This window comes from Buttiauxella sp. JUb87 (assembly GCF_004361975.1).
In the GTDB taxonomy this organism is placed as follows: Bacteria; Pseudomonadota; Gammaproteobacteria; order Enterobacterales; family Enterobacteriaceae; genus Buttiauxella; species Buttiauxella ferragutiae.
In genome coordinates, this window is sequence record NZ_SNVY01000007.1 from 144,797 (window position 1) to 157,516 (window position 12,720).

Genomic DNA, 12,720 nt, shown 5'->3' on the forward strand with positions numbered 1-12,720 from the left:
CTATGAGCAAAGACTGGAAAAAAATCTTGTTATCCCCCAGGGATTCTCTGCGCGATGCTTTGTCCATCGTGAATGAGGAAGCGCTGCGCGTGGCGTTGGTTGTTGATGAGCAGGAGAGATTATTGGGAGTGTTGACGGATGGGGACATCCGACGGGCAATTCTGGCTGATGTCAGCCTGAATACGGCCGTTGAAGCCGTCATGAACTGCAATCCACTGACGTCTCCTATTAATTGTAGCCGGAGCGAAGTTCTCGCAGAAATGAAGAGACGCAGTATTCTCTCTATTCCGGTAGTGGACGAAAATGGCCGCCTGGTCGGGCTGGAAACCTGGGAATCGGCTTCAGCACATCGCCGCTATGAGCATCCGGTCTTTATTATGGCAGGCGGTTTCGGTACCCGTCTGAAACCGCTGACTGACAATTGCCCTAAGCCGATGTTAAAAATTGGCGGAAAACCCATGTTGGAAATTCTGGTTGAGCGTTTTGCAAAAACAGGATTTAAAAATATCTATATTTCCACCCATTATCTGCCAGAGGTCATTATGGATTACTTTGGGGATGGGCAGCGCTGGGGGGTTAATATTGAATATGTTCACGAAGATGTCCCTCTTGGAACGGGAGGGGCATTGGGCTTGTTACCTGATAATATCCCTGATTTACCCTTGATCATGATGAACGGTGATGTACTGACCTCGCTTGATTTTGAGCGGCTCATGCTTTTCCATACTACACATACGCCAGCAGCAACCATGTGCGTACGTCAATATGAATACCAGGTGCCATATGGGGTTATTGACTGTGATGGCGAAAAAATAGTTGGGATGTCAGAAAAACCCATTCACCGTTATTTCGTAAATGCTGGCGTTTATATATTAAGTCCCAGGATTTTTAAAGGTGTGCCAAAGGGTATATCAATTGATATGCCAACACTTCTTGATTCAAATATTAATGATGACTCTGATGTTTTAATGTTCCCTATCCATGAATATTGGCTTGATATTGGCCGGCCGGATGATTTTCATCGTGCCCAGGCCGATGTATATCAACTGGAGTGGTAAATGAGAATCGCCATTATACCGGCCAGAGGGGGAAGCAAGCGGCTACCTGGCAAGAATATAAAAATATTATCGGGTAAACCCTTGATTGCCTGGTCTATTGAAGCGGCAATTGACAGTAATTTATTTGATCGGGTGTTAGTGAGTACTGATTGCGAAGAGATTGCTTGCGTAGTAGAACAATATGGTGCAATTGTCCCATGCTTAAGGCCTGCAGTCCTGGCGAGTGATACGGCAACGACCTGTGATGTTATTTCACATATGGTGGAAATCGCCGAGAATAAATGGGGGAAGGTCCGTAATATTACTCTGTTACAGCCAACTTCTCCCTTACGAAAAGCCGTAAATATTGTTGAAGCTCATACGTTATATGAAAAAATGGCGGCAAACAGTGTCATTTCAGTCTGCCAAATGGAACACCCTGTTCAGCTATGCAATAAATTGCCTGCGGATCACTCGATGTCTGGATTTCTTCACAAGAAAAATAATCTGAGAGGCCAGGAGCTGGAGCCTTACTACAGAATAAATGGCGCGATCTATATTTTTGAGCGGAAATTCGTTGGTGCTTTATCCGATATCTATGGAGATAAATCTTATGCTTATCTCATGAGGCAAGAGGAGTCTGTCGATATTGATAACCAACTGGATTTTACATTCGCGGAGCTTATGATGTCACAGACTCAAATTTCCACAGATAGGTAATTATTCTCTCCATACCTCATCAATAAATTAGGTGGTGAGCAGAGGGTGAACAATCCATTGCCCATCCTGGCATGTTCAGGTGTAAAAAACGGCTAAATAACTGCACGTAATAGTCGATCACTGAAGGGAACTCAATCCGGTTTGAGCGATCTGATCAATCGCCAAGCATCACAAACCCTCCAACCGGACTGAGTCATGCCGATCATAGTACCCATCCCCCGAAATGAACGACGCAACATGCAGAAAATCATCCAGAAAACACCCGATAAAAACCATACCCGGCGGCTTATCGCCATGCTGATGTTACATTGTGATGACTCTCAGTCCCATGTGGCGAACATCTGTTAGTTTTGCTTTTAGCCTGCGGCAGGCAACTGTCGGTAGACCCCACTCGCTGCGTAGCCGTGTATAAGTGGGTATTGATTTATTTTTATGTCTCCCACCGTAAGGTGGAAAAGTAAAATTCATATGAAATAGTAGAAATGATAAATGTCTTTATGTGTTGTAGAATTTACCGGTTAAGATCGGAAATAAAAGTCTAAAAACTACAGACGAAATTGTTTTCATTAATTTGATAAAATAAGTAACGGGGAGGGTGTCAGGTGTTTAAGGTTAGTGGTTGCACTCGTTTGTGTTGCGCATTTTTATTTTGAGTTTACTAAATAGAAAATGTACTGCTACCGATTTGATAATCTGCTAGTTAAAGAAACAACATCCATGATTTATACCACAATTTTAATAACAAAGTGCCAGATTAGTACCTCAAGAGTTAAGGAGTCCCCGACCTTTTGCCGGGGAGGAAGTCAAATATGATTTAGCATTTCCCTATAATATCGCCAACCAGTGCGGTTGTAGATGTCATGTCAGGGTTATCTGTGTCAAGTACCGACCGATTAAATAATACTTTATTTTCTTTTGTTATCACCCAGTTTTCGATTATCGTCATGCCAAGAGAAGTGCTATGTCCTGAAAAAGCATTATCGTTAACTGGCGTATACGTTATTCCTTCGCCAAAGCTAGAATTCCCAATCTGTTTAACTGTGATGTTCTTGTTCTTAATGTCTAAAGAAATTTTCCCATCATCTATACTATTCTCTTCAAATTTATATCCATCCTGGCTAAAAGCAGAGTAGCCTTTCATGTTGTCAACAATCCAGCATTCGGCATTCGCGCCTGTAGTTGCCAGAAGTGACAATAACAATAAATATATTTTCATTGTAATATCCTTTGAAAGTTAATTAATACCTATATGTTTTGGCATCAGATGCTAGCTTATTATGCACTATCAATTTTATTTGTCAGAAGTATATTGCCGTATGCGTGACAGAATTCGATGTGTACTTCTCGCCGCTGAGGACTGGGCTACCGCCATGATCGCCAAGTCTCAGCTTATTGATGAAACAACGGTTCGCCGTCATCTGCATGACTGGCTCAATGGCGAAAAAATCAAACCCGAAAATGGCGATACGACGAGCGACACATTACATCGGTGAAGCTCTACGGGAGTATCTGGCTGCAAGTCATGAAATCAATTACTCGGCTGAAAACAGCGACATTTTAACGGCCATCGGATTCAGGCCTGATGCGGCTTCACGGGTATATAATCAGCAAAAATACATACCGGTACAGAACCGTCTTTACGCGCACCGGCTGGCAGAACTGAGCCAGCAACCACCCGCATAAAATCGACCTGAAAATCCCGTCATTTAATTAAAATAAACCATGCATTACGGTGCATGGTTTTGCATGTAAAACCCCGTATTTTTTTACACCATAAACCTCAGAAAAGGCGTGGTTGTGGGGTGTTTATGTATCTGCATTAAATCCCATCCATGAAGCTGGCAGGCTTGGCGGGGATAGCATTGCGCGCTGTTTATTAATATTTATTATTATCCTAAGCATGATTAATACGTTGTTCTTGAAGGGGACGGTCAAAGGCATAGCTGACGGCATTTGACAAAGACATGGGGACGCTCTTGGGCATTAAATCGAAAATGGTCAGGAAAAGATAGAAATCACCTTTTGCTGCGTTGCTGCATAATCATGAGAAGCATAAGAACTATTGAGATAGTTGATTGATTTTTGAGGATGATCTTTGTTATCCGATAGAGTTTTGTATATGGTTTAGCTACTATATTTTAAGATTTATGAAATGTAAGTAAGGAGCGCTGCATGTTATATAAAATAGTTAAGCTAAATAATATCAAACAATTAAATCATCTCTCACCCCCTGATCATAATTTTGATTCTCTTAATTTGATTTATGGAAATAATGGTGCTGGTAAATCTACGATATGCAAGATCTTTAATTTGCTTAATGAGAAGGATTTTTCATTAATAGAGAAGTTGAAATCTATAGAATGTAATGAAGATGATTTTGTTGATTTGAACTTTCTTTTCATGGAAAATGGAAAGCCAAAATCCATAGTAAAGAAAAATATTTCGGAACTAATCTGGAAGTTCAAGGTGTTTAATCAAGAGTTTATTGATAATAATGTTTATGCTGGTTCTAAGGTAGCCAGTATTAATTTAAAAAACTATCATGATTTTTGCTTAGGTGATACCTCAGTTGATAAACAAAAAGAAATAAATGATCTTAAATCTGAAAACGAAATAAATAATATTCCAGCTAATATATTAAGGACAAGCATTGAATCAAGATTTCAATCAAGATTAGAATTTAAAGATATTGTAAAAATAAAGAAGAAAAAGGATTTTGATGTAGAAAATGAACTTGTAAGGCTAAATAAAAACCTTGCGGATTTATCGGATGTGGCAGTTATAAAGTTAAGAGTAAAACCTAAAAAAATATCATTTGATAATCCATCAATCGATTTAAATTTTTTCGATGTATCATTAGATAGTATATCTAAAGAAGCTAAGAATAAAGTTGACGAACACATAGCCTTGCATCTAAAGGAAAGGGATGTTGGATGGCTTGAGAGTGGGTTAGCTCTTGTAACTGATAAAGATAATTGTCCTTTCTGTGCTCAGCCTTTAAGTGAATCCCCTATATTTTCGATGTTCAATGCTTTCTTAGGGAATGAATATGATAATGCAATGTCGAAATTTGAAGGTGAGAGTTCAAAGGAATATCTCAGGTTAGCATCAAAATGTAATGAATTTGAAGGCATTAGAAATATTATAAAAAATAACGAGATAGCAATAAATGCTTGGTTGGATAAGTTAGAGTTAACACAATTTGTATTTGATAATAGCAAATTGGTTGAGGGGTTTTATGATCTACTTTCTAAATTAGATAGGTTCATTAACCAGAAACTGAAAGATGTTTTCCAAGAAGTGAGTTTTAAATTTTTACAAGAAGAATTTAATTCTCTTTTTAATGAGATGGATTTTGGTGCTTACAATGGATATATCGATGCAACTAATAAATTAATTAATGACTACCTATTGACTCTTGATCAGACGACGATCTCAGCTGTTCAGCTCCAGATAGATACTGTAAATAACTATAAATTGAAGTTTCAAAAAGATACCCTTGATGATTTGGCAGTTTATGAAAATTATGAAAAACAAAGAAAGGCTAATGAGTCAAAAATAAAGGCATTAAGAGAGGAGGTAATTATAGAGCAAGAGTCCCTAATTTCTAATCATAAGGATGAGATTAATAAATTACTAATTGGGTTTAATAGTAATATTAGAATAGTTGAGATAAATAGAGATAATAAAGCAGGTGGAGGAAATACTAGATTTAAATTTAAAATCGCGTTTCTTGGTAAGGAGCTAGCATTAGAAAATGAATTGGATAGTAAGTTTTTACTGACTGAAGTCTTAAGCATGGGTGATAAATCAGCATTGGCATTAGCATTTTTCCTTTCTAAATTTAAAAATAAGATTCATGAAAATGATATTATTATCTTCGATGATCCTATGTCTTCATTAGATAGTCATCGAAGAAATAAGACTATAGTTGAGTTGTCAGATATTCTTAATAAAGGCGCACAAGTTTTTGTTTTCAGTCATGATGCATCTTTTTTAACTGACATGAGAAAATATTCAGGAAACACATCTCTTGCAAAATGCTTTGAACTATTTGTTAATATTAATGACTTAAATGAATACGATCTAAATAGTTCTAAGGTTTTCAAAAGCAAAATTATTTATAAAAATGATTTTGATGCTTACGTGAAGCATTCTTATGAACTTGAGTATAAGACATTACATAGCTTTGTTAAATCTCCAACAGAAGATTCGAAAGTAGCTACAGCTAGATTAATACGCCCAATACTTGAAGCTTATATGCGAATGCATTTACCTAACCATTTTACGGAAGGGCATTGGTTGGGAGAAATGATCAGTCTCATTCGTAATGAGACCAATCCATATAGTCCTCTGTATGATAGTACAAAATGTCTTAGTAAAATTGAACAGATAAATGAATTTTCAAAAAGCTATCATCATGCGGATGGTTTTGATACAAAGATTAAAGAACTAAATACACAAGAGTTGCATGAAGTTGCAAAAAATACTCTTCTTTTCATTACCGGTATTTAATTTAATTGAAAGTGGGGCATTGCCTCACTTTTATCAATTATTTTTTTACAAGTTCTGCCTACCAAAGCATGAGATCTATTCCCTGTGCTAAGTAAGTTGAACGATTATATGCGCGCCTTACTTCATTTTTATCACTGTGCGCAAAAGCCGCTTCAATAACATCTGCGTTAAATCCCGCTTCATTCAGAGCCGTGCTTGCTATTGACCGTAATCCATGAGCAACAAGTTTTCCGCCATAGCCAATCCGTTTTAAAGCAGTCTTAGCCGTCTGGCTATTCATTGCTTGCTTTGGATCATTTCTGCCTGGAAAAACATGTTCACGGCTAACCTTCATCCCTTCAACTTGAATCATTCAAGCTAATTACAGCGTCACCCGTACAGAGTTTCTGGCTGATGACGCTAATCGTTTATTTCGGATGACGGGTGCGCATTAGCCGAACGACAGGCTTGTGCGTTTGAGGATCAAAATAGCGGCTTGGCCAGATGGTTTCGGCGGGTACACCAATGGCTTTGCTTATTAGCAGTTCCCCTTTTGCCCACGGGCGGCTCAGCGCGTTGGCGAGAGTGGAAGAACTTAAGCCTGCGGCGCGTGATTCGGCTGCCAGTGAGGTGCCTTTTTTACGCAATGCCGCAATGATGTCGGCTTGATGCCAGTCTGTTTGATAGGGCAGAAAAGTGGGGCTGTGTGAAAGTGTCATTTTCGCATTCTCCGTTGCAAGCGATGATTGCTACCACCGGAGGTGCAAATCTCTTGGGTGGTAGCTCAGACGGAGTTTGCACTACCGGTCACAACGGATGCCGGCCAGCCCGAAGGCTGCCCCGCCTGAGCCACCATTGAAAAATTGCGTTATTACATTGAATTGTAACAGGCAACAGGTGTGCGCATGCCTCGACGTATAAACTGAATTTATAAATCGACGTTGTGATATCCAGGGTGCAAATCCCGGCTGCGGATTTTGCCGCAGCGGCGCTGACTATAACGTAAATCGGCAGTGTTAACCAACCCGCTATTAGGCGGAATGCGAGTGGCTTTCCAGACATTTTTCTTTAGTTGCAGGTGTTGCAGAAGGGGGACGCCCTCACCCTAACCCTCTCCCACAGGAGAGGGGACTGTCCGGCGATCGCCTTCTGCACAGGAGAGGGGGCTGTTCGGCTGAATCAACAAACACAAAAAAGCCCGCAGGGCTTGCGCCGTGCGGGCTTTCAGGACTTCATATCAGGTTCTGGTGACCATCAACAAAGAATTTTGGTGGAGCTGGGGGGAGTTGAACCCCCGTCCGAAATTACTACGCCGTCGGTACTACATGCTTAGTCATATCTTTACATTCGCCGGGCAACTGCGGATAGACACGCCATTACCAAACTATCCTGATTAGTTTTAGTGCTTCAACCCCAGGCAAGGTTTACACACGATCTCTTTTGGGTTTGACTTCTCTTGATCCCCGTCTTAAGAGCGGAAGCTAGGGAGAGAAGGCTCTAAGCAGGGTATTAAGCTGCTAGTGCGTAGTTTTCGTCGTTTGCGACTATTTTTTTGCGGCTTTTTACGAGGCAAACCGCCCCTCGGCATGCACCTTGGGTTTCGCGAATCCCGTCGAATCCAGAATCAGCCCCACAAGTGTTTTGTAAGTATAACAGAGTTGTAGCGTCACTTACTACCCCTTGAGTTTGTTAACGTTCACGTAGCGCTTCACGGGCGCGGTTAAACGGTTTAATCAGGTAGTCGACAATGGTTTTTTGCCCGGTTTTAATGTCGACGGTGGCGACCATACCTGGCGAAATTGAAAAATGGTGTCCGGCTTTGTTCACCAGGTAGTCCTGTTGGGTGCGGATAAACACCCGGTAATAGACGATTTCTGGTTTCACTTTGTCCTGAATGGTGTCCGGCGAGATGGTTTCAACGATGCCCTCCAGCCCGCCGTAAATGGCGTAATCGTAGGCAGTGACTTTCACCAGCGCACGCTGGCCTGGGTGGATAAACGCGATGTCACGCGGTGAGAGGCGCGCCTCAATCAGCAAGTGGTCATCGAGCGGCACGATTTCCATCATTTCGCCGTTTGGCGGGATCACGCCACCAATGGTCGTTACCTGGATATTTTTGACGATGCCGCGCATCGGCGAACGTACCGTCATGCGCGATACCGAATCTTCACGGCCTTTGATAACCGCTGAAAGCATATCCACTTCGGCGTTCGCTTTGGAAAGCTCCTCGCGGGCTTGTACGTAATATTGTGAACGCAGGTCGGTGATTTTGAGTTGCAGGTCGCTTTTTTGCCGCTGCAAGCGCAGCACTTCCACGTTACTGGCGGCACCGCTTTTTGCCAGGCGTTGGGTTATGCCCAGCTCTTGATTGACCGAAACCAGCGCGTCTTTAATATCCGCAGCTGAGTCGTTAAGTTGTGCGCGGCGGCTTTTATATAGCCGGGTTTCGGATGCGGTTAGCTCCGGCCAGGCTTTTAGCGAGTCGGGGAAGACCAGCGGCAGGTCGTTCACTTCTGCGTTCAACCGCACGCTGGATGCCAGTGATGCGCGGTAGCGTGCGGCACTTTCGCCGACGTTCGATTGCGAACGCGTCGGGTCGAGTTGGGCGACGATTTGCCCGGCTTCAACTTTGTCGCCTTCGTGCACCAGCAACTGGGTGACGATGCCGCCGTCGAGCGACTGAAGGATTTGCTCGCGCGAGCTGGGAACCACTTTTCCGGTGCCGGTCGAAACCTCATCAAGCGTGCCAAACCATGCCCACACGCCGAGCAAAATAAACAGTAAAACGCTAAGAGTGATAATGCGGCTCGCACCGGAAAACTCGTTTTCACGCTGGATATCCGGGTCGTCCATTGCGGCGTCATGCTGACTGGTTTTCATTTTTCCACTCCCGTCCGTTTGCCTGTGCTGCGGCGCGGCTGTTACTCAGCGCCTGGGCTTTCGGTGCGTCCATCACCAGTTGTCCTTCCTTCAGAACCAGCACCCGCTCCACAAGTTCCAGCATCGGCACCCGATGGGTAGCGACAATCAAGGTGCGGTTGCCAAGCCAAAGCCCGAGGCGCTGAATAAATTCGCGTTCGGTGTGGTCATCAAGAGAGGCGGTGGGTTCGTCGAGCAGTACGATGTTCGGCGAGCGCAGCAGCATACGCGCCAGTAAGATGGACTGACGTTGCCCGCCAGAAAGCCCGGTGCCGCCTTCCATAATGCTGTGGTCGAGGCCTTTGGCCAGGTGCTTGACAAAATTGCCCGCGCCGCTGATTTCCAGTACTTCGAAGATTTCTTCATCGCTGGCGTGCGGTGCGCCCAGCGTCAGGTTTTCACGTAATGTGCCGTAAAACAGCCGCGCGTTCTGGCTCAGGAAGCCAATGTTGCGCCGCAAATCAGCCATGTCGATTTGCGTCATGCTCAGGTTGTCGAGCCGCGCATCGCCACTCATCAAATCGATGCCGCCCGCTAATGCCTGAAGTAACGTGGATTTGCCCGCGCCGTTGCGCCCCAGCACCGCGATTCTTTCACCAGGCAGGATCTCTAAATGTGAGATGCGTAGCGGAATGCGTTGGTCGTCGCTGTGGTAGCGGAACTGTGCGTTTTCAAACAGATAGTGGCCGTGGAAAATGTCCTGGTGCACCAGGCTTTCATCGCGTTGGGTTTCGACCGGCAACTGCATAATGCTGTCCAGCCCTTGCTTCGCCGCTTTCACTTGTTGCCAGCGCGCCAGCACGCCGCACAGGTTTGCCATCGGCGCAATCATGCGTGACGCCAGCATTGACGCGGCCACCATCGCGCCGGTGGTCATATCGCCTTCAATCACCAGCGGCGCGCCAAACAGGATTACCGCCGCGTAAACCAGGCTTTGAATGGTGATCCCCCAGCTGATCAACCCTTGCGAAATCTGGCGAGTCCGCAGGCCGGATTCCGCGGTAATGCGGATGTAGCTGTTCCATTGTTGCAGGAAGCGGTTTTCTGCCTGCATCAGTTTGATGTCTTCCAGCCCTTGCACACTTTCAACCAGCACCGCATTGCGCAAAGTGGCTTCGTGCGCCGACTGGTTCGCTAGCATCGCCAGTTTCTTTTGTAGCAAAATACCAGGCAGCACCATCAGGATGGCGGCGACGGGTGCAATCCATGCCAGTTGCGGCGCGATGATCGCCAGCACGATGATAAACATAAAGAAGAACGGTAAATCGACGAGGGTTGAGATGGTTGATGAGGTGACCATCTCGCGGATTTGCTCCAGCTCGCGAAGCTGCGAAATAAAGCTGCCGGTGGAGCGGGGAACCGCACTGTTACGCAGGCGTAGCGCATGGCTAAACACGCGGTCGGAAACCCGCATATCGGCCCGTTTGCCGAGTACATCCATAATATGGCCACGCGCCACGCGCAGCAGGAAGCCAAACACCACCGCCAGTAATACGCCGGACGCCAGCACATACAGCGTCGGGTAGGATTGCGCCGGAATCACCCGATCGTAGACCTGCATCGAGAAAATAATCCCGGCAAGCGATAACACGTTAACGAGGAACGCCGCCAGCATCACCGGGCCGTATGGCCGGAGATCCTGCATCACCAGCTCTTTTAACCAGTCCGGGCTAAAGCGCGAAATATACGCATCAACACGGCTGTCTTTCAGGGCCGAAAGCGGGCGCAGCGCAGCAACAAAACGGATGTCCGGCAGCAGTTCGCTGAGTGCCACGCGGTTGGTCTGGTGTTGGCCATCGATAAGGCAAATATCCACGGTATCTGCGCCGTCAAAATGCTCGATAACCGCCAGTTGGCCGTTTTTTAAATCCACTACTATTGGCAGCCGCCATTGGGCAATCGCCAGTTCCGGCACGTTCAGCAGGTGAAAAGAAAGCCCCGCCTGGCGCGATAACTGTGTGAGAGCCGCAAGCATGCCTTTGTCTTTAAACCATGGGGCGTTGGCCTGAATGGTGCCTGGCGAACAGACCACGCGGTAATGGGCGGCAACGTGGCTAATGGCTTGCGCCCAGTGGCTCAGTGACTGTTCAGTCAGCTGTTCATCAACAGCAGGGGGGATTTTGCTCATGGCTGGATCTCCAGTGACTGGATGGTGCGATGCTCCAGGCCAAATGCGTTGCGCAACCGACCGCTGTTATACAGACAGTTGAGCTGCAATTGATGAAGTTGGCTCAGGGTTTGTTGTTGAGCGAAGCGTGCCTGGAAAACTTCCTGTTCGGCGTTAAGCACATCCAGCAGCGGGCGCGAACCCAAACCGAGATATTGCTGTTGATACAGTTCACGCGTTTGCGCGCTTAACTCTTCCTGGCGTTGCAGGACTTGAATGGCACCCATCAGGCCAAGCGCCTGGCTGCGCGATTCCATTAACTTCTGGCGAATATCCAGGCGTGTGCGCTGAACGCCGGATTGCGCGGCTTCAACAGCATGGCTTGCGGCGTTGCGGCGGGCGGTTAATCCACCCCCCTGATAAATCGGCATTTCAACTTTGATAAACGCCGAGTATTGCGTGCGATCCAGCACTTCGTGGCTGGCATATTTGTCGTTGAGATAGTGCTGAACCTGCGGTTCCAGTGAAATGGTTGGCGTCATCTGCGCGTTGGCGTAATCCAGATTCGCCTGCGCGACGCTGGCCTGCGCCCAGGAGGCGAGAACGGCAGGCACTAAGCGGTCATCCGGTTTGGCAACGTCGCAGCTTTTGGCTAGTTTGTCCGGGAAGTCGTTGCTAATACCGTTGAGGCTATTCCAGCCCAGCCAGCTCATTAACGTGGCCTGTGCGCTGTCGAGGTTGGCCTGGTATTGAATCAGTTGCGAGCGGGCGGATTCAATACGGGCGTTGGTTTGCACCACATCGGACATCGACGTGGCACCTTCGTTGTTGCGCTGTTCGGTCAAACGGCCAATCGCGCTCAGCGCTTCGAGCTGATCTTTGGCGATATCGACCATTTGTTGCCACATCTGCGCCTGAACCAGGGAAACGGCGGTGTCGTGGCCGACGTTATCAATACTCACCAGCACGTTGGCCTGTTCTTGCGCCACGCCTGCGCTTTCGGCGCGTACCTGGCTTGAGACTTTGCCGAAGTCGTAGAGCATTTGTGAGATGGAAAGCACCAGCGACGGGCTGAAACCGCTGTCGGTGTAGCCGTTGCTGTAGCCGTTATTCATGCCCGCGCTGATTTGCGGATAGTATTTGGATTTCGCGACGTTGACCTGTTCGGACTGGCCGTAAAGTTTGCCGATGGCTTCGTGAATGCTCGGGTGCCAGTTTACCGCGCGGTTAACGGCGTCGTTGAGCGTGAGCGTTCCGGGCGCAGGCGCGTTGAGCGGCAGGGATGACGAGCCGTCAAGGTTTGGCAGTTCGTGTTGTTGAGCAAGCCCCTCAGTGGTGATGAACTGTGGCGTCTCTTCGGCATGCGTTTGGGCTACACATAGGCTGCATGCCAGCCACAGTGCAAACGGCTGTAATTTTCCCATAGTTTGTCCCTTTTAAAAG

Annotated in this window: 9 protein-coding genes, 1 other RNA gene and 3 pseudogenes; 5 read left to right on the forward strand and 8 right to left on the reverse strand. The window is 46.2% G+C overall.

Features of this window, described 5'->3' with window-relative positions:
• Positions 1 to 2: 2 nt before the first annotated feature.
• The 3 genes and pseudogenes from EC843_RS19770 to EC843_RS19780 form a co-directional block, all read left to right on the forward strand.
• Positions 3 to 1,058 carry a nucleotidyltransferase family protein gene (locus EC843_RS19770; protein ID WP_064544208.1) on the forward strand — a complete coding sequence of 352 codons (1,056 nt, stop codon included), beginning with the start codon at positions 3 to 5 and terminating at the stop codon, positions 1,056 to 1,058.
• A complete protein-coding gene (locus EC843_RS19775; RefSeq protein WP_133522922.1) occupies positions 1,059 to 1,757 on the forward strand; it encodes an acylneuraminate cytidylyltransferase family protein in 699 nt (232 codons plus the stop codon).
• A gap of 195 nt (positions 1,758 to 1,952) precedes the next feature.
• Positions 1,953 to 2,066, forward strand: a pseudogene (locus EC843_RS19780) (IS630 family transposase); the annotation flags it as partial.
• Between the two features lie 505 nt (positions 2,067 to 2,571).
• On the opposite strand, the gene EC843_RS19785 reads toward EC843_RS19780, so the two are convergent.
• A complete protein-coding gene (locus tag EC843_RS19785) occupies positions 2,572 to 2,973 on the reverse strand; it encodes a hypothetical protein (protein ID WP_133522923.1) in 402 nt (133 codons plus the stop codon).
• Positions 2,974 to 3,218: 245 nt separating this feature from the next.
• On the opposite strand from EC843_RS19785, the pseudogene EC843_RS19790 reads away from it, so the two are divergent.
• Both EC843_RS19790 and EC843_RS19795 read left to right on the forward strand, forming a co-directional pair.
• Positions 3,219 to 3,440, forward strand: a pseudogene (locus tag EC843_RS19790) (phage polarity suppression protein); the annotation flags it as partial.
• Between the two features lie 489 nt (positions 3,441 to 3,929).
• Complete coding sequence (locus EC843_RS19795) at positions 3,930 to 6,272, forward strand: AAA family ATPase (protein WP_133522925.1); 2,343 nt, start codon at positions 3,930 to 3,932, stop codon at positions 6,270 to 6,272.
• 58 nt (positions 6,273 to 6,330) lie between these two features.
• Here EC843_RS19795 and EC843_RS19800 read toward each other — a convergent pair.
• The 7 genes and pseudogenes from EC843_RS19800 to EC843_RS19830 form a co-directional block, all read right to left on the reverse strand.
• Positions 6,331 to 6,624, reverse strand: a pseudogene (locus tag EC843_RS19800) (tyrosine-type recombinase/integrase); the annotation flags it as partial.
• 55 nt (positions 6,625 to 6,679) lie between these two features.
• Positions 6,680 to 6,970: a helix-turn-helix transcriptional regulator gene (locus EC843_RS19805; protein WP_133522926.1), complete on the reverse strand. Its 291-nt coding sequence runs from the start codon at positions 6,968 to 6,970 to the stop codon at positions 6,680 to 6,682.
• A gap of 65 nt (positions 6,971 to 7,035) precedes the next feature.
• Positions 7,036 to 7,107 carry an ash family protein gene (locus tag EC843_RS25020; RefSeq protein ID WP_121815748.1) on the reverse strand — a complete coding sequence of 24 codons (72 nt, stop codon included), beginning with the start codon at positions 7,105 to 7,107 and terminating at the stop codon, positions 7,036 to 7,038.
• A gap of 412 nt (positions 7,108 to 7,519) precedes the next feature.
• Positions 7,520 to 7,883: a transfer-messenger RNA gene (ssrA, locus tag EC843_RS19815) on the reverse strand.
• A 57-nt stretch (positions 7,884 to 7,940) separates the two neighbouring features.
• The gene (locus EC843_RS19820; RefSeq protein WP_133522939.1) at positions 7,941 to 9,104 is read right to left on the reverse strand and encodes an HlyD family type I secretion periplasmic adaptor subunit; all 1,164 of its coding nucleotides are present in this window, start codon (positions 9,102 to 9,104) and stop codon (positions 7,941 to 7,943) included.
• 7 nt (positions 9,105 to 9,111) lie between these two features.
• Entirely contained in the window at positions 9,112 to 11,298 is a 2,187-nt protein-coding gene (locus tag EC843_RS19825) for a type I secretion system permease/ATPase (protein ID WP_133522927.1), read from the reverse strand.
• Positions 11,295 to 12,701, reverse strand: coding sequence for a TolC family outer membrane protein (locus EC843_RS19830; protein WP_121815071.1), 1,407 nt, complete (start codon positions 12,699 to 12,701; stop codon positions 11,295 to 11,297). Before EC843_RS19830 ends, EC843_RS19825 begins: the two co-directional genes overlap by 4 nt.
• Positions 12,702 to 12,720: the final 19 nt, after the last annotated feature.